Below are 18,712 nucleotides of genomic sequence, written 5' to 3' on the forward strand. Positions count from 1 at the left end.
CCTGTCGTCGCAAGGCCGGACGCCTTTTCATCGGTTTCACAAGGAAATCCACGCGGGTTTTACATCCCGTTGCGCGGAATGACATGTGTGTGCTCTTCCTCAAAGATCAGATCAGCGCCGGCCCATGCTTTCAGGCGAGAGATCAGGTGAAACTCTGTCGTGGTCGCCCGCTGTTCGGAATAGGTCCATATCTTTGCCGACCAGTCTTCCCTTTCAAAACCGGCTGTTTGTTCCATCGTGGCGACCGCTGAAAGCGGATCACCGGGATGGATGGAGTAAAGCCGATCCGATACATCGCTGAGAACCGTTCCGGTGTCATCAAGACGAAAATCTCCGACCGGCCCGAAAACGCCACCGTCCAGGAAAAACCTGTGGGTCACATTGCCGTTCGTCAGATCTGTGTGGACCGACCGTTCCATCGAGCCAGACCGCACTTTTGTCTTTCTCGGCGCAACGCCCGGTTCATCCGGTTCCGGCAGTGCACGCGGTTCAATTGCCTGGTCAGACTGAACCCGCACAGGCAAATTGAGTTTCGATGTGCCCGGTTTGATCTTCAACGTCACGGGCTCTGGCGCAGGCCAAAGTACCGGCCAATAGGCCGAAGCTATTTGCAAGGTGACGCGATGCCCCGACAATACTCGGTAACCCGTTCCGTAAAGCGGCACAGTCACGTTCATTTCCGCGTCGGGGACGATGGGTTGCGGATCAGTGTCGCTTGTCCTTTGGTTCAGATTGCAAAACCCCCTTGCGATCAGCGTTTGCGCACCGTCAGGAGCTTCGTCAACAAGCAACGCGGCGACAAATCCCTGCTTCCGGTCTGCTGATACCGTCAGTTCGACTAAGGGCTGTCCCAACAGCTCTAGCGGTTTTTCCAATGGGGGCCCTTTGAATTGCAGCGCGCCGGCGGCGTCGATCCGGCAGTCTGCCGCCATGTCGCCCGGTATTGCAAATGAGCACATATCGCCTGCCGCCGCCCCAAAGGTTTGCGGCGAACAAATGGACATAGGCGCGCCCGGCACAGGGTTGTTTTCCAGTGTTCCGCTGTTCAGCCACAGCGTCCGATCCTCGACATTCGGTGAGGGCCAGCCGGGTTCTTCAACCCATTGGCCTTCGCGCTGAACATGTGTGCCGGTGGGCGGGGCGCTGTCTTGCAGGAAAAAGCGCAGGGGTGGTTCATCCATCAACCCGGTGTCTGTTCCCTTCAGCCAGTGGTCCCAAAATCGCGTAACTTCCGCGACAAAGTCAGCCTTTGGGCCCGGCACCCCCTCATGGGGGTAGAGATGGGCCCAAGGTCCCATGAGGATTTTGACGGGTCCGCTCAGATGCTCGGCGATGCGAAAGGGCGTGTCACGATACAAATCCATCCAACCGCCGAAGAAGTAGACTGGCACCTGAACATCGGCGTAATTCTCGCAGATCGAGCCGCGCCGCCACATCTCATCATGTGTCTGGTGTTCCAACCACATTGCGGGCCAGAATTCAGCGCCTTCCAGACGTTGACGCCACATGTCGATCCAGCGGTCTTTGCCGACGATCTCGGGGTCGGGCGGCATGGCATTGTAGAGCTGCATAATCGAGCCCCACCAGAAATTGTCGTTTGCAAGGCAACCGCCGTAAAAATGAATGTCCTCGCGCCAACGGTCGTCGGTTCCCATAACCGGTGCGATCGCTTTCAGAGCGGGCGGTTGGGTCGCTGCCACCTGAAATGCGTTATATGCGCCCCAGCTTTTGCCGAACATTCCAACGTTTCCGTCGCACCAGTCCTGGGTCGCGATCCACTGGATAACGTTATGGCCGTCCTGGATTTCCTGATGCGAATATTCATCTTCCGCGACGCCGTCGCTATCACCGTAGCCTCGGATATCCACGCGGATAGAGGCATATCCGGCGGCTGCAAAATGCGGGTGCATGCTTTCGTCGCGCATTCGCGTTCGGTCCCGACGGCGGTAAGGGATATACTCGAGGATGCAGGGCAACGGAGACGTCCTGGCCTCTTCAGGCAACCAAAGCCGCGCCGCCAACTTTGTGCCGTCGGGCATTGGAATCCAGACGGTTTCGATGACCTCGATGCGGCTCATGAAACGGCCCTTTCTGATTGTTCCGGTGGGCGGGCCCCGGGCTCTAGCGGAAAATGGCAGGCAATTGCACGACCATCTGTGACCTGTCGAACCGGCGCATCGGTGCTACAGCGCGATTGCGCCCAGGGACAGCGCGTGTGGAATTCGCATCCCGACGGGCGTGCAAGCAAAGATGGCACTTCGGCAGGAAGGGTGATCCGATCATGGGTTTTGTCCGGATCCGGCTCGGGGTTGGCCGACAACAGCGCGGCGGTGTACGGGTGCTGCGGTGCGCTGAACACTTGTTCGGTGTCACCAGCTTCGACGAAACGGCCCAGATACATCACGGCGGTGCGGTCCGCCACGTGATGCACCACGTGCAGGTTATGGGTGATAATGACCATTGCCAGCCCGAGCCGTTCTCGCAGATCGTTCAGCAGGTTTAAAACCTCGCCTTGCACCGACACATCCAGCCCGGCGGTAGGTTCATCGGCGATAATCAATGCTGGGTCCAGGGCGATCGCCCGCGCGACGCCCACACGTCGCGCCTGTCCCCCGGATAACTGATGCGGGAACCGCGACGCGAAATTGGTCGGAAGCCCGACCAATGTCAGCAGACGCTCGGCCTCATCCCGCAGGTTTCGACCTTCGACGCCATGAATGCGGAACGGTTCCGTCACAAGGTCGCCTACAGTCATACGAGGCGAGAGAGACCCTACCGGATCTTGAAACATCATCGACATGCGCCGCCTGACCGGCTTCATCGCCTTGCGATCCAATTCATCTATGCGCTGGTCCTCGAACGTGATGGTGCCGGCGCTGATCTCTTGCAGCCCGTTGACCGCCCGCGCCAGAGTGGTTTTGCCCGAGCCGCTCTCGCCGACAAGCGCGAAGGTTTCGCCCCGGTTTACCTCAAAGCTCACCCCGGCCACACCAAGGATCGCACCGCGGCGGCCAAGGCCACCAACCGGAAACGAGACCTGAACGTCCGCGACCTTGAGAATGGGTTCGTTGCTCATGCCGTCACTCCGGTTTCTGCGGGGGTATCAGCGACAAAACAGCGGGCGATGTGGCCGTCTCCGATGTTTTCGTCCGGCGGAGGGGTCGAACAGACATCAGCGACGCGGTCGCAGCGGTTGGCAAAGATGCAGCCCGCAGGCCGGGCCCGCAGATCGGGGATTTCACCGGGGATCGTAGGAAGATGCCGGGTGCGTTCGCTTTGCCGGGCAGGATCACATTCCAACAGCCGGGCGGTGTAAGGGTGTCGCGGGTCCTGAAAAATCTGCCGAACCGTGCCACGTTCCACAACTTCGCCCGCATACATGACCACAACGTCGTCACACAGTTCAGCGATAACCCCGAGGTGGTGCGAGATGAACATGACGGAGCAACCGATTTTCTGCTGTAGGTCCTTGAGCAGCTCGATCGTTGTCACCTCAAGGGTCGCGTCCAGCGCAGTGGTGGGTTCGTCTGCGATCAGCAGGGCGGGCTCCATCATCAGCGCCATAGCGATGGCGATCCGCTGTTTCATTCCGCCGGAAAACTGATGCGGGTACCGCGCCAGCGCCGCCTGCGCGTCAGGAATCCGCACAAGTTCCAGCATCTCAACGGCGCGCGCGGTTTTTTCTTCCTTCGACAAGGGTGAGCGATACTGGATGTTCAGCATCTGTTTGCCGACTGAAATCACCGGGTTCAGCGCACCCATTGGGTCCTGGAATACGGTTGCAATACGGGGGCCGCGCAGATCGCGCATGCGCGACGAGGGCAGGGTGGTCAACTCATCCTGCCCTTCGAACAGGATCGAACCGCTGTCGATGCTGCCATTGTCCGCCAAGAGCCCGAGAATGGCATTGATCAGCGTGGATTTCCCGCAGCCGGATTCGCCTACGATCCCAACGATCCGATTTTCAGGCACGTCAAAGCTGACGTTCTTCAACGCGTGCAGCGGCCCGGCCTCGGTCGAGAAGCTGACGTTCAGGTTATCTAAGCGCAGCGTGGTCATCAGCGTCCTTTCAGCCGAGGATCGAACACGTCCCGCAGCGTCTCACCCAGGAAAGTAAAGCCCAGCGTTGTGATGATGATCGGCACACCGCCTGCAATCGCGATCCAGGCGGTGTCTCGAATATTGGTGAACCCGTCATTCAGGATCGAGCCCCAGCTTGGTGTGGGCGGGCGCACGCCGAGGCCCAGAAAGCTCATCCCCGCTTCGATGCCGATCACGACCGGAATGTCCATTGAGGCGAGTATGACCAGCGGCCCGATCACATTCGGAAGGATGTGAACACGCAGGATACGCGCCGAAGACGCGCCCATGCTTTGCGCCGCCGTGACGTATTCCGAGGTTTTCAGTGCTATGGTTTGGGTGCGAATGATCCGCGCGTAACCGGGCACGGTCACCAGAACGACGACGACCATGACGGCAGTCAGCGACGGCCCCATCAACGTGACCAGAGCAAGGGCCAACATAACGGTCGGAAAGCTTTTCATCGCGTCGAACAGCAGGATCATCAGGTTGTCCAGCCAACGTGGCCCATAACCCGCGATCAGGCCCAGAATGATGCCGATGACCAGCGATACAGCAGTTGAGACCAGAGCCACGAACAAGGCGATCCGTCCGCCGTAAAGCACGCGGGCAAACAGGTCGCGGCCCAGTTGATCAGTGCCCATCAGATGATCGGCGCTCGGTCCCTGAAACCTGTCACGAGGGTTGATTTTCGTTGGATCCCAACCGGTCAGCAGATCGGCAAACACAGCGCCAAAGATCACGAACAGTACAAGAAACAATCCCAGCGCACCCAGCGGTTCGCGCAGGATTTTGCGGATCGGACGCCAAAGCTCGGCCATGCGCCCGGGGGCGGGGTTAGAAACTGCTTCTGACACGAGGATCCAAAGCTCCGATGATGAGGTCCGCCAACAGGTTGAGCAGAACGAAGAGGACTGTTGTGATCAGCACGGTACCTGTCACGATGGGGAAGTTGCGGGTCAGGATCGCGTCATAGACCAGCTTGCCCACGCCGGGGCGGGCAAAGACGATCTCGGCAAACACCGCCGAGGACAACATCTGACCGATGCCCACACCCAGCAAGGTGACCGTGGGCAGGATCGCAATCGACAGGGCGTAGCGGTATGTGATCGTCCGATCCGGCAGGCCAAAGGCGCGGGCGGTGCGGATATGGCTGGCTTCCAGCACTTCCAGCATCGAAGCGCGGACCATGCGGGCGATGTAGCCGACCCAGCCCAAACCAACCGCCAGCGAGGGCAGGATCAGGTGGGTCAGTTGATCGCCAAGATTGCCCGGCTCGCCCGCGCCGATGGCAGGCAACCAGCGCAATTCGACAGCAAAGATGAGCAGCGCATAAATCGCGATCACGAATGAAGGCACCGCAATCACGGCGACAGATAGGATGCCAACAACCCGGTCGGCCCAACTGCCGCGGCTGACGGCTGCCCAGCAGCCCAGCGGAATGCCCAATGCGACCGACCAAGTGATGCCGCCGACGATCAGGGCCAGAGTGTAGGGGAGTTGTTCAAACACGACCGTGGTAACCGGACGGCCCGACAGAACCTCGTCACCCAGATCACCCGTCCAGGCGCCGATGTAGAAATTCCAGAACTGAACCAGAACCGGCTGGTTCAGTCCCATCTTTTCGCGCAGGGCGGCGCGCATTTCCTCGGTTGCCCGAGGCCCCAGAGCGACCGAGGCCGGGTCGCCTGGGATCAGGTAGATCATGCAAAACAGCAGGAACATGGCGACCGAAACGATCGCAGCGGCCAGCCCAAGCCGTTTGAAAAAATAGCTCAGCATACGCCCCCCCTATAGGCCGTGCGGGCGGCAGTCTTACGCCGCCCGTTTGCGTGGATCAGGCGGGTTTGAACAGCGGAAGCAGCGGTTCGCCATTCGGCTTGAGGCCCGGAGCAACGGTATCCTTGTGGATAAGGCCGACCACCTCATGCGTCAGGAAGACATAGCACCCGCTTTCATCCATGAGACCTTGCATCTTCTTGTAGATCTCATCGCGCTTGGCCGGATCGCTTTCGACCAGACCTTCCTCGTGCAGGGCCTTGTAGTCCTCGTTGTTGAACCGTTCCCAATTCCAGACACCGACCTGTTCCGGCGTGAACCAGACCGTTGCCCAACTTGGGTCAGGGTTCATCGAGAACCGGCTGAGCACCAGTTGCAGGTTCATGAAATAATCCCCGTCCTTCGAGCCGAGCGTCCAGAACGTACCACTGTCGTTCTGCTTGATCTCGCAGGTGATGCCGACCTCGGCCAGATTGGCCTGAATGACCTGAGCGGCTGTCAGCCGTTCAGACTGATTTAGGATGTCCAAGGTAACGGTCATACCTTCGGCGCCAGCTTCGGCCAGCAACTCGCGCGCCTTGTCGGGGTCGTAATCGTAGGTCACGCTGTCCCGGCTGCCCGGCAGGCCCGGCGCGATGATGCCGTTGCCCACGGCGGCGGCGCCGAAATAGGCGGCATCAACGACCGTCTGCCGGTCAATCGCATGCTGTATGGCACGGCGGATGCGGACATCCTTCAACGCTTCGTTGTCCTGGTTCATGCCCAGCCAGACATATGCCAGCGAGGGTTTCTCTTCGACCACAGACCCTGCAGGCGGGTTTTCCTTGAGACGCGGCAGCGAGGATACCGAGGTCCAGGTGTAGTCCAGATCGCCCGCTTCAAACCCCAGTTCGGCGGTCGAGGGGTCCTCGATCGGTAGGATGTGGATTTCCTCATACCCGCCCGGCTCATACGCCCAGTCCGGGTTGCGTTTCAGAACCGTTTTCTGTTTGGGGACCCATTCGGTCAGGATGTACTGACCGGATTGCGCCACCGGCTCGGACCCGATCTTGCCGCCGATTTCCTCGACCGCCTTCCGCGAGATGATGCAGGATGCCGGCGTCGGCAGCGTGGTTGTCCAAAGCGGCACAAACTTGTTCTTCAGGTGGATCAGGCCCGACAGGTCATCTTTGACTTCAACCTCTTTCAGCGCGCTCCAATCCCCCGCATAGGGGCTTTCGTTGGCGGGATCAGCGATACGTTCAATCGAGAACTTCACGTCGTCTGCGGTCATTTGACCAAACCCGTCCGTGAACCCGATGTTGTCGCGCAGTTTGAAGGCGATGGTCAGATCGTCCAGTTGCTCAATGCTTTCCACGGCCACCGGACGCCAGTTCCACTCGTCGCCCTGTTGGTTCGATACCAGCGGGGCATAGATCGAACGCATGATGTCAGCTTCGGGCAAAGCCAGCCAGAAAGCGGGGTCCAGAACCTGTAGGTCGCTGTAGGACCGGATTGTCAGAACCGTTCCGTCCGCACTGACAGCCATATGCGGAAAGGCAAGGCTGGCCGCCCCCAATGCGCCGGCCCCCGCCAGTACGGACCGCCGTGAAACGTCCCCTTTGAAAATCGAACTCATTTGCTTACTCCCTGTTTGTCTTCGTGTCCGGGCATTCGTCCGGTTTGGTTGCTTGCAGGCATGTGCCCGCGACTTCAGGTGCCAGCAGGCGTTATCCGTTCTTTTTCTTGTGTGACTGTGGCAGTTGATCTGCGCTGCCCAAGGCTGAAAACCTTGGAATGATGACGGGTGAGTTCACCCAGATCATGCGTGCGGGTTGGTCTGATACGTTGCGAAGCACATGCAGAATTTCGCCCGGGAAACTGAAACTGTCCCCTGCGCGCAAAGTGACGGTTTCTTCCTCTAGTACGAGTTCGAGTTCGCCGTTCAGAATGACACCGTGCATTTCGCCGTCGCGCGAAAAGTACTGGTCGATGACCTGTTCGGAATAAGGGCGATAATCCGAAACGCCCAAACAGAACCCGCCGCCGATTGAACTGGAAAGCAGCTGATCCGCATAGCCCGATTGTTCGATCGGTTCGTCATAGAGCAGGTTCAGATTTCGGCGGTTGGATTGGCGCACGACATAGGCGCGCTCCAATGGGCCAGAGCCCGGGCGATGATTGAAGAACCATTCCTCGGGCACGCCAAGGGCGTCTGCGATGCGTGAGATCTTGTTCAGCGACGCGCTGACCGTTCCGCGCTCAATCGCGCTGAGGTGGCTGATCGAAACACCGCTGCTCGTGGCCAGCTCGGCCAGTGTCATCTGCCGGGCTTTGCGCAGCTGGCGCACCTCAGCCCCGAAGGCTGCCAGACCCTCTTCGCTTGCAGTGCGGGTTTGCTTTTTCGATGCGCCCTGGCTCACGAATCCTCCCTTCGGTCGCTGGGTGATTTGGGAATGCTACGACAGTTTTTCTTTTTCGCAAGAAAATTCGGTGATTTTTCCTTTATTGGCGGTTTACGTTTTCAACAGACTCGCGTTTCCAGTGTTCGCTACCACCGAAGACCGAACCGAAGCGCATCGTAGATGGCGGCGTGAATGTTGCGCGCCGATACGGCGTCACCGATGCGATACAAGTCAAAGTCAGCGGTGGGGTTTGTCTGCGGAAAAAGGCTGCCCGAGCCTGAAACGAGCGCACCGTGATCCACAGCCCCGCGGTTGCGTGATATGGGTTTAAGATCAAAGTAAAGGTCATCCAGCGGCAAGATGCCTTGATTGACAATCACTTGATCGTAAACCTTTTTTTCAACCAGATCTGAATAGTCGGTCCCGATGAGGGCCTGCAATTGATTGCCGGAATTTTTGATCGCTGTCAGTGTTCGGGTGACGGTGAACGTTGCCCCGGTCTTTTGCAATGAGCGCATATAGGGCACCAGATTCATCCCCATCACTTCCGGCGCAAAGCTGCGATCACGGGTCATGATTTCAACTCTTGCACCTGCGGCGGCGATCACTTCGGCGGCCATCAATGCCGGGTGATCACCGGCATCGTCGTAGACCAGCACGTTTTCGCCCGGCCGCACGTCACCGGAAAGGATATCCCATGCGGTAATCGCCAGATCGTTACCCGAATCGAGGATCGTGGTTTCGGGTAGCCCGCCGGTCGCGATTACCACCATATCCGGGGACAGGGTGGTCACGTCGTCGACATCCGCGAAGGTGTTGAAGTGGAAGCTGACATCCCGTGCGGCGCATTGGGCCATGCGCCAGTCGATGATGCCAATCATCTCGGCCCGCCTTTTGGATTGTGCTGTCAGGCGAATTTGCCCACCGGGTTCTGGCGCGGCTTCAAGAACTGTCACGTCGTGTCCACGCTCTGCGGCCACCCGCGCGGCTTCCAGACCCGCGGGACCTGCGCCTACGATGACCACACGACGGCGTTGTTCTGCTGCAGGGATCACATGCGGCATCGACAGCTCGCGCCCCGTAGCTGGGTTGTGGATGCACAACGCTTCTCCGGCCTGATAGATTCGATCCAGGCAATACGTCGCACCGACACAGGGCCTGATGTCATCTTCCTGTCCGGCCTCAATCTTGGACACAATCATTGGATCGGCCATATGCGCCCGAGTCATTCCAACCATGTCCAAAAGCCCGGTCGCAACGGCGTGTCGGGCCGTGGCCACATCCGGGATGCGCGACGCGTGGAAAGTCGGCATTCCGATCTCGGCCTTTACCCGTCCGGCGAAGTCCAGATGCGGCGCGCTTTTCATGCCCTGCACCGGGATCACATCCGTCATCGCCGGGTCAGTGTGAATGCGGCCCCGAATGACGTTGAGGAAATCGACCTGACCGCTGTCGCGCAGCTTACGGGCAATCTCGAGCCCTTCCTGTTCGGTGATGCCACCCTGCTGGACCTCATCGGCGGTATAGCGCACCCCGACGATGAAATCGGGACCAACGCGGTCCCGGATCGCATCCAGAACCATGAAGCCAAAATGCAAACGGTTGCCCAAATCGCCGCCGAACGGTGCATCCATCGTGTTGGTCAGGGGCGACCAGAACTGGTCCAGCAGATGCCCGTATGCCTGCAGTTCAATTCCGTCGAGACCCGCGGCTTGCATACGTTCTGCAGCATCGGCGTAGTCGGTCACGATCCGGGCGATGTCATAATCCTCGACTTTCTTTGGGAAGGCTCGGTGCGCCGGTTCACGGTGGTGTGAGGGTGAGACTGAGGGCAGCCAATCCCCTTTGTTCCAGCCTGTGCGCCGCCCCAGATGGGTCAATTGGATCATGACCGCGCATCCATGTGCGTGGCAGGCGTCTGTCAGCTCGCCCATCCATCGAACAACCTCGTCTTTGTAGGCGAGTATGTTGTTGAAAACCGGCGGACTGTCGCGACTGACAGTGGCCGAGCCTGCGGTCATTGTCATCGCAACGCCCGCCTTGGCGCGCACCTCGTGATAAGCGCGATAGCGTTCCTTGGGCATGCCGTCTTCGGGATAGGCGGGTTCATGACTGGTTGTCATGATCCTGTTCTTCAGGGTCAGGTGTTTCAGCTGGTAAGGCTGCAACAGAACATCGCGGCTCATGACGAAGTATCGCGGTCAGAAACAGGTGGGGCCACCACGTCTTTTGGAATGACAACAGGCGATACGGCCCAGATCAATCGGCATACGCGATCCGTCCGATTGCGGGCATGGTGGGGAATGCGCGCGTCAAAGCTGTAGCTGTCACCGGCGCGAAGCGTGATGAACTCGTCCCCGATCTGCATTTCCAACTCGCCTTCCAGGACCAACCCGTGTTCTTCTCCCTCGTGTTTTTGCAAGGGCTCTTCCGGGCGTTCCGCAAGCGGCGCGTACACCGCAAGCCCCATATAGAACTGACCGCCGATAGAGCTGGAGAGCAGGTGATCGGTATATCCCAATTCGGCCGCGTTCTGGCCATACAACGTGTTCAGGGTACGACGGTTTTGCGAGCGTACGACAAAGGCCTGCTCCATCGGACCCGACCCGGCGCGGCGCGCAAAAAACCAATCGGGCGTTACGCTGAGCGCATTGGCGATGGCCTGCAATACGTCCACCGAAGGTTTCGAGACACCGCGTTCAATTGCTGACACGTGGCTCAACGATATCCCGGCCTCCTCACTTAACTGCTTGAGGGTGAGCCCGCGGGCTTTGCGCAGCTGCCGCACCTCGCTTCCCAATGAAGAAATCGCGGACGGCAAAGCGATGACGTTGTCGGTTGACATACTGCTCTCCGATTCAGGAGTGAGAGGTTTTTTCAGATAAAATTAAAATCAGAATAGAATTTTTCTGTCAAATTCTATTAAAGAATGAATTTGGTGACTCTGTTGCAAGGGGGAGGATGGATTTGCAGAACTTTGGCCAGACCCGAAACCTAAACGTCGGAACAGTATGACAACGCAGACCGAAGATCTGTTTCAAGTGGATGAGACGGACCACCTGTGGATCGAAATGCCCGATGGTGTGCGGCTGGCGGCACGGCTGTGGCGTCCAGTGACGCAAAACCGCGTTCCGGCCATTCTCGAGTACATCCCCTACCGAAAAACCGATATGGTCCGCGCTCGGGATGAACGAAACCATCCGTATTTTGCAGCCAATGGGTATGCGTCCATTCGCGTCGACATGCGCGGGTCCGGCGACAGCGAGGGGCACATGCCAGACATGTATGCTCAGACCGAACTGGATGACGCCCGGCGGGTTATCGAGTGGCTGTCCGCGCAGCCATGGTGCAATGGTTGTGTCGGCATGTTTGGTACATCCTGGGGCGGGACTGCCTCACTGCAAGCAAGCGTTCGCGCCCCCGCGCAACTGAAGGCAGTCATTGCCGTTTGCGCGACCCATAACCGGTTCGAGGATGACATTCATTACATGGGCGGGTGCGTTTTGTCGGACACGTTCGAATGGGGTGCAACGCTGCCGTCAATTCTTGCGTCGCCGCCTTCCGCCAACACCGGCGCGGATTGGACGTCGATATGGAGAGAACGGATTGAACGCCTCTCGTTCTCATTGGAAAACTGGCTGCGGGAATGTGAAAACGGTGAATATTGGCGGCACGGTTCGGTCATTCATCAGGCAGACGCGCTTTCAGTTCCGATCTTGGCAGTCGGCGGTTGGAGCGATCGCTACTCGAACTCTGTCATGGCTCTGGTCAACGCACGCCCTGATCTGGTCTGGGGTGTTGTCGGCCCATGGGGGCACCACTATCCGGATCACGGATCGCCAGGGCCAGCAATTGGATTTCAAAAATTGGCCTTGGAATGGTGGGATCATTGGCTGAAACCAAGCCCACAAACCGATCTGAACTGGCCGCGTCTTCGGGTTTGGCAGCGCGAATTTGACCAGCCAACAGATACTTTGCGGGAACGATCCGGTAAATGGGTCGAAACCGGCCCACCCAAGGCCGAGACCGTCGACGAAGTGCTGCCGCTGGCCTCGTTGGTGTCCAATAATCAAAACGCGCCCTGGAGCATTCCTGGCAACCCGACCGTGGGGCAGAGTGCGGGGGACACGGGGTACTTTGGCCGGGTTGGCGGGATGCCGCTGGATCAAGCTGCAGACGACACCCTTTCGCTGGTATTCGAAACCGCGCCGTTGCCGGAAGACATTGTAATTTATGGTGTGGCCGCTCTCAGTCTGGCTGGAAAGTCTATCGGTCAAGGGGGGCAAGTCATCGCCAGACTCAGCGAGGTGGACGCAGACGGCGTTGCTGCACGCATTAGCTATGGCATCCGCAATCTGGAATTGGACGACGATCTGAAAAGAGGCCCGCATGTCGGACTGTCAGGCGCGTTCTCCGCAGAAGTTAGACTGCATTCGACAGCTTACCGTGTCCGCAAGGGGAACCGTATACGGTTGGCACTGTCCTTGTCCTGTTGGCCAATGGTTCACACCTGCGTTCCGACCGAGGAAATTCTGCTGGAAACGGGCACTTTGACTTTGCCCCTAATGGCAGCAGAGGCGCCCGACCTAGGGTCGCCCTTCCCGCCGCCGCAGGATTTGCCAAAGAAGAAGGCGCATTCAATCCATGCCCCAGAAGGCCTTGAGCGTTGGAGCCGTCGCGACGCCGATGCGGTAGAAATGGGCTGGCGCCAACCACCGGTACGAACCACGTTTTTTAAACCTGGCGTCGTATTCGGTTATGAAACCAAAATGGTGCATCGTTTGAATGTGGCGGGGGTGGTCGTTCAGGAAACACACGTCGATCATCAAATGACTTTTGATCGCGAAGACGGGGTCGCGGAGGTTTCCGTTACGCTGAACGCAAAAACCTCGAAAGGCGGGACATCCGTGGACGCTGATTTGAACGTAACTTGGAATGGTAGACCCTTCGCAAGTCGGCATTGGCGCATTCCATAGGCCAAGGACCCGTCCCTTCTAATTGCGTGGAAATGGGGGCTGGATCGCTCCTCAAATGTTGTGCCGTTTTGCGCCCAGCGTTCTGGTCGCCGACCGCCGTCGGCGGGTACTTTTGACCCACCCTAATGCAGTTTGTCGCAAATCCAAGTACATACCAAAGCTCGCGTCGTCACGACGCCAAAGCCGCATCCAGTGTGGCCCGAAACCTTTGGGTTACTTTGGCAAAGCCGTCATCCGTGCCGTGAATTTCATCAATCCAGTCTGTCACGTTCGACATCGCACCACGGCAATCCACAACCCAAACCTGATGATGCGCATTCGCCAGATCGTCCAGCATATCGTACAAGTGGTCTATCAGCCGTTTGACGATGTTGCGTCGCAGATCGCGCTGGGCCTGCGTAGCCGTTGGAAAGCTGCGCTGATCCAGCGGTTCGCCGAGCCATTCGTTATTGGCGGCGTGAATGGGATTGCGAGGATCGTTTTCGAAATGGGGATACGGGAAAGTGTAATCGTACCCGTGTACTATGATCGGAAGGTTTTGTAGCCCCGGTTCGGCCCGCACGTCTTGGATGACCCGCGTGTAGGCCTGACGCAAACTGTTCAGACGCTCGGTCAAAACCGTGTCATTTATGAAAGCATCCACGTTGGTTGCGCTGCCGTCGAACTCGTTCAGGATATCGAAAAGGGCCGATTTTCCGGTATTTGGGTCTTCGCCGATGATGTCGTTTCCGGCGGCAGAAAACAAAAATGCCTTCACATTGTCTTTCTGTCGACGAAGGTTGATCATGTATTCCCGTCCGCCGCTTTCTTCCGGTCCATCGACCATGTTTTTGGCCGTGTCCCCGGCTGCCGCAAGAGACAGGATTGCGTATTTGTTGGACAGGTGGTCGAGGATTTCATCCACCAGAATCGGGAATTGAAACCAACTGTCACCCTCGGCCACAAGGACAGGTTTGTGACGGCTGAAAATCCGATCAAGGGTAAACGCCGTGCGGCGGGCCGTGCGCTCGATGGCGTTTCCAGCCTGCAGGGCGTTTTCAAGCTGGATGTCATCGGGAATATCGACCACGAGGTCAGGGTTCGGCAGTACCCGAAAGTCAAACCCACTTTCGCCGGGCTCGACGACGGAATAGGCGCGAAACTCTTTCCGACGATTTCGGTCGGCTGAAAGCGACACGTAGGTGTCATATGAAATTTTGTCCATTTTGAAAAACCTTGTACAATAGGGCCTGTTTCCTTCGCTCATTCCTATTCTACAGCAAATTCAATTGTGAGTTCACATGGCAATTACCCCAGCAGATTTGGGCTTTGAGGATCATGATATCAGCATTGCCCGCATGCAGTCGCGTAAAGCCAAGTGGCAACGCGCGCAGGAGAACATCGCCAAGGGGAACGGTCGAGCACTGGAAAGCGATCAGCGCCGATTGAAGGCCGAATTGCGCCAAAAAGCGATGGACACAGCCGAATCGGAAGGCGCGCCAGGTTTCCTCACCCTCACGCCGGGTCTGGGGCAGGAGGCCAATATCGGTGACAAAAACAACATCCTGTCCGGTGAGTTCTTGGAAATCGGAATTCTCACGGCGCGATCAGTGTGCCGGATTTCGCAGGGCCTGAAGACAGGCACCGGATTTCTGGTCGGCAACGGTGTCGCCGTGACAAACCACCACGTGATCAAAAACGAAGTCGAAGCCAAAAACTCGCTGTTCGAGTTTCTGTTCGACGACAATAGTATCGGCACGCCGCGCAGTACCGAAACCTACGCCGCTGACACCGAGCATTTCTTTTGGGCCGACGAGGAACTCGACATCTGTTTTCTGGGTCTTCAGGGCGTAACGGACATCAAGACGTTTGGTTGGCTGCCGCTGTTGCGTGAAGAAGGCAAAGCGCTGATCGGGGACCCGACCAACATCATCCAGCACCCGGCAGGTGAGAAGAAACGCATCGTGGTTCACGACAGCACGTTCACCCTCGTGGACAACGGAACCGATGCTGATGCGTTTTGCTGGTATACCGGCGATACCAACAAGGGCAGTTCCGGATCACCTGTCCTGAACAACCGCTGGGAGGTTTTGGCCGTTCATCACAAGGCGATACCAGACACCGACATCAACGGGCACGTTCTGGACGTGAACGGAAAGAAAATCGCCAAAGACCGGTTCGAAGAGAATGATGCGCAGGTGCGATGGTTGGCCAATGAGGGCATCCGGGTGTCGCGCATCGTCGGCAAACTCGAATCGCAGGTGTTCGCCAACCCGCAACACGCGCAGGTGCGCGACGAATTGCTGGATTTATGGTCGGACCCTCTGGTGACGACCAAAGCGCGCAAGGCTTCCTTTGAGGGCATGAACAAGCAACTTTAGCGAGAAAATTGCGGAACTCGCACACCGAGTACGGACTTCCAGACTATCCAACTGCGCGCGAATCGTGGTTTAATTCGTGTATATTTTTTTAAGAATAAGCCCATTTAAGGAGAGTTAATCATGCTGCGCAGCTCATTCGCCGTATTGTTTTTGGTTGCCGGGACCGCTGTTGCTCAGGATTTTTCGCAAAACGATGTCTCTATTTTGCTCGAGGCACCGGTGCAGGCCAGCGACCCGCGGGTTGAAGTGCCCGAGGCGATCTTTTCCACCCCACTCGCCGCGGCGGCAGGCGCGGTCATTGACGCCGTTAACGGCATGCCAAGCGCTGTGGAAACGATTGACTCCAGCCTTCTGACGAGCCGCCGCAACCAGTTGCACGTGTCTTCAATCCGGATTGATCCCGGTGCCCCAGGGATGGACTCGGCCTTCAGACCTTTTGGTCGAAACCTGCAAATCAGGCTGGTCGTACAACCCGTCAACTTTTCCGGAGGCGCCCCCATTCGGGACGAGGCCGTGCATTTGGTCTACACCTTCGGAGCCAACGCATCAGATGAGGCGCCGGTCTGTCCGTTCCGGGTTTTACCGAACCAAAACGACATGGACGATTTTCAAGCCGCCATCGATGCGCTCGCGGCCATTCGGGATGACCTTGCGGCGATGGGCGTTACCACAACGGGAACCCCGTTGGGTGTTCATCCAGCGTTTCAGGATCCCGCCGCCGCGCAACTCTTGACCACGCGCCTGACTGCCTTTTTGGCGGACCACCTGACCGAAGACAGACTATCGGCTGTCTCAGTCGCCGGCCTTCCGCCAGGTGCACCTGAACCTTGGGTCTTTCTTGCTCTTCAGCGAGAGGGCGCCGGGTTCTCCCCGGTTCCCAGCCCGGCGATCGCGCAACCCGAGGACGGGACAGGCGCAATGAATTTTCAGCAGATGCTGACCTTCCTGACAGACCCGCAGAACGGCAGTGTTGTTCCCCCCGGACTGACCCGTAATCAATTGCCGGTCGACTGTCTTGCGAACTTCATCTTTCCTGCGGTCGGTTTGCCGCAACCGGACGCCAGCGCAGGCGTTTCGACAAGTACGCTTTTTGGCAGCGGAAACAACAGCCCGGAAGGTGCGGCTGAAGTCGCAAATGTTATTGCGGATCCTGCAGTTGCGCATTTCTTCAATACGGATTGCGTAAGTTGCCACACCGAAACGCGGCGGGAATTGGATGCTGCTGCCGACCCGCAATCCGTCGCAGAGCGTATCGCTGGCGAAGAAGCAATTGCGGTCGAAGACCTGCCGCGCAGCCCCGACGGGATGGGCTCCCGTTTTGACCGTTGGAACGTGCGTGCATTTGGGTGGTACCCAGGCTTCCCCGCCACGAGTGGGCGCGCCCACGCGACAGTGACGCGTCGAACGGCGCGTGAAACAGCCGAGGTGGTCGAATGCTTGAATGAGGGCGATTGGACCAATTTGGATGAGCCTTGTCTAAGCGAGGACCACACACAGTTTTTCGATCAGGGTTGGTCGGATGAAATCCGCAGGTTGTACTACCACACCAGCCAGGGCGGTGAAATCATGCCGCTCAGCTGGTTTCTTGCGCTCGAAACAAGCGATGGGGCAATGCGATTTGCCGCGCCCGGGAACCTGTCTCGGTACGGTTTGCTGCCATCTCCAACCGATGCACTGAACCCGCACGGACTGCCCGTGGGCTTTGCCGCGACCGAGACCGATAACGGGGTGAAAGTCAGTCTGAACTGCGCCGCGTGCCACACCTCAGATGTTTTGATCGAAGGTGCGCAATTCCGCATTGATGGTGGTCCGGCCAGTTTTGACTTTGACAGATTTGTCATCGATCTGACGAATGCGGTGCGGGAAACGGCGCAGATGGACCTTTCCGACCCTGCAGGTCCAAAACCGTCCGAGCGTTTTGCGAAATTCATGCAGAACCTTGCCCTGACAGACCCGGCGGCACTTGGGAATCCGCAGGAATTTGTTCCGCAGTTCCTGGCGTTCGCGACCGATTTTTCCGGGCAGATGGCGCAACGCAGCCCGCTGCACCCGTCCGGTCCGGGACGTGTTGATGCACTGACCCAGATCGTCAACGCGGTTGCAGTCAAGGATCTGGGCATTACCGAGAATCTGGCGACGCCTCGTGCGCCGACCAGCTATCCGGCTTTGTGGCTGGCAGAACAGTTGGAGTTTGTTCAATGGAACCTTGCGGTCGCAGATCCGTTCGCCAGAAATCTTGGGCAGGCCCTTGGCGTTTTTGGTAAGGTCGAGTTTAATCCGGCCAAGTTATTTGACTCTTCGGCGGATCAGGCTGCCCTGGAACTTTACGAAAGCTGGATAACGGATTTGAACCCGCCGGCATGGCCCGAAGATCTATTGGGTCCGATTGATACCACGTTGGCAGAGCAAGGCCGCGACCTGTTCGCTGCGAATTGCGAGGGGTGTCACAACGCACCACCGTTTCGGATGACCGATCCCGGCGAAAACCACAACGGAGATACATTTATCCAGGTCGCTGCGATACCCGCCCCCAAAGCGGGGACCGACGACGCATATACACGGGCATTTACACAGCGCTGGGCAAAGACGGGGCCGTTGGCAGGACAGCCCGAACAAGATGGTCTGCGCCCCGTCACTCCGTCAGTGTTATTGCTTCAGACTGTCGTGGGCGGTGTCGTCAAGAAAGCGCTTGGCGATCAGTTTGACGCAAAAACGCGCCAAAGGCCGGCAGATCACCCGGATTGCGCGCGTGAAAACGCGCAAAGCGCGGACCCCGGCCCGTGCGGCTACAAACCGCCCTTTGGAGGGGCCGCTTTGAAAGCATCGCCGTTGATCGGCGTGTGGGCAACAGGCCCCTACCTGCACAATGGATCCGTCCGCACGGTCTATCAGGTCATCTCTCCCCCAGAAGAGCGTGAAACGACTTTTTTTGTCGGCGACCGCACGCTTGATACTGAACGTCTGGGATTTGTCAGCACCGATCAGGAAAACGCCTTTCGTTTTGACACGTCAGTGCCGGGAAACGGAAATGGTGGTCACGTCTTTTGGGCCACACCATTCACGCACGACGAAAAAATGGCTTTGGTCGAATATCTGAAAGATCCAGAGCGGTTTCCAATTCAAAGGTGACCGC

The 18,712-nt window shown here is 58.1% G+C and carries 13 protein-coding genes; 3 read left to right on the forward strand and 10 right to left on the reverse strand.

The window, feature by feature from the left end:
* Positions 1-59 precede the first annotated feature (59 nt).
* From RA28_RS03310 to RA28_RS03350, 9 genes are all read right to left on the reverse strand, one after another.
* Entirely contained in the window at positions 60-2,078 is a 2,019-nt protein-coding gene (locus tag RA28_RS03310) for a CocE/NonD family hydrolase (protein WP_039523730.1), read from the reverse strand.
* Positions 2,075-3,076, reverse strand: a complete 1,002-nt coding sequence (locus tag RA28_RS03315; protein ID WP_039523732.1) for an ABC transporter ATP-binding protein — start codon at positions 3,074-3,076, stop codon at positions 2,075-2,077. Before RA28_RS03315 ends, RA28_RS03310 begins: the two co-directional genes overlap by 4 nt.
* Positions 3,073-4,059 (reverse strand): ABC transporter ATP-binding protein, encoded by a 987-nt coding sequence (locus RA28_RS03320; protein WP_039523733.1) that lies wholly within the window; start codon positions 4,057-4,059, stop codon positions 3,073-3,075. The genes RA28_RS03315 and RA28_RS03320 overlap by 4 nt, the downstream gene beginning before the upstream one ends.
* Positions 4,059-4,901, reverse strand: a complete 843-nt coding sequence (locus RA28_RS03325; RefSeq protein ID WP_039523734.1) for an ABC transporter permease — start codon at positions 4,899-4,901, stop codon at positions 4,059-4,061. Before RA28_RS03325 ends, RA28_RS03320 begins: the two co-directional genes overlap by 1 nt.
* Before the next feature lie 16 nt (positions 4,902-4,917).
* On the reverse strand, positions 4,918-5,862 hold the full coding sequence (locus RA28_RS03330) for an ABC transporter permease (protein ID WP_039523736.1): 945 nt from the start codon (positions 5,860-5,862) through the stop codon (positions 4,918-4,920).
* A gap of 55 nt (positions 5,863-5,917) precedes the next feature.
* Positions 5,918-7,477: an ABC transporter substrate-binding protein gene (locus RA28_RS03335; RefSeq protein ID WP_039523737.1), complete on the reverse strand. Its 1,560-nt coding sequence runs from the start codon at positions 7,475-7,477 to the stop codon at positions 5,918-5,920.
* A gap of 91 nt (positions 7,478-7,568) precedes the next feature.
* Positions 7,569-8,261: a helix-turn-helix domain-containing protein gene (locus RA28_RS03340; protein WP_052261252.1), complete on the reverse strand. Its 693-nt coding sequence runs from the start codon at positions 8,259-8,261 to the stop codon at positions 7,569-7,571.
* A gap of 128 nt (positions 8,262-8,389) precedes the next feature.
* Positions 8,390-10,429 (reverse strand): NADH:flavin oxidoreductase, encoded by a 2,040-nt coding sequence (locus RA28_RS03345; protein ID WP_039523738.1) that lies wholly within the window; start codon positions 10,427-10,429, stop codon positions 8,390-8,392.
* Positions 10,426-11,088, reverse strand: coding sequence for a helix-turn-helix domain-containing protein (locus tag RA28_RS03350; RefSeq protein WP_052261253.1), 663 nt, complete (start codon positions 11,086-11,088; stop codon positions 10,426-10,428). Before RA28_RS03350 ends, RA28_RS03345 begins: the two co-directional genes overlap by 4 nt.
* A gap of 166 nt (positions 11,089-11,254) precedes the next feature.
* Between RA28_RS03350 and RA28_RS03355 the strand changes: the two genes are divergently transcribed.
* Positions 11,255-13,219, forward strand: coding sequence for a CocE/NonD family hydrolase (locus RA28_RS03355; RefSeq protein ID WP_052261254.1), 1,965 nt, complete (start codon positions 11,255-11,257; stop codon positions 13,217-13,219).
* A gap of 169 nt (positions 13,220-13,388) precedes the next feature.
* On the opposite strand, the gene RA28_RS03360 is transcribed toward RA28_RS03355, so the two are convergent.
* Positions 13,389-14,423, reverse strand: coding sequence for a hypothetical protein (locus RA28_RS03360; RefSeq protein WP_039525656.1), 1,035 nt, complete (start codon positions 14,421-14,423; stop codon positions 13,389-13,391).
* 76 nt (positions 14,424-14,499) lie between these two features.
* Between RA28_RS03360 and RA28_RS03365 the strand changes: the two genes are divergently transcribed.
* Together RA28_RS03365 and RA28_RS03370 are read left to right on the forward strand one after the other, a co-directional pair.
* Positions 14,500-15,579 carry a trypsin-like serine peptidase gene (locus tag RA28_RS03365; RefSeq protein ID WP_052261256.1) on the forward strand — a complete coding sequence of 360 codons (1,080 nt, stop codon included), beginning with the start codon at positions 14,500-14,502 and terminating at the stop codon, positions 15,577-15,579.
* A 120-nt stretch (positions 15,580-15,699) separates the two neighbouring features.
* Positions 15,700-18,708 carry a di-heme-cytochrome C peroxidase gene (locus RA28_RS03370; protein ID WP_039523739.1) on the forward strand — a complete coding sequence of 1,003 codons (3,009 nt, stop codon included), beginning with the start codon at positions 15,700-15,702 and terminating at the stop codon, positions 18,706-18,708.
* Positions 18,709-18,712: the final 4 nt, after the last annotated feature.

It is taken from the genome of Ruegeria sp. ANG-S4 (assembly GCF_000814005.1).
GTDB lineage: Bacteria > Pseudomonadota > Alphaproteobacteria > Rhodobacterales > Rhodobacteraceae > Ruegeria.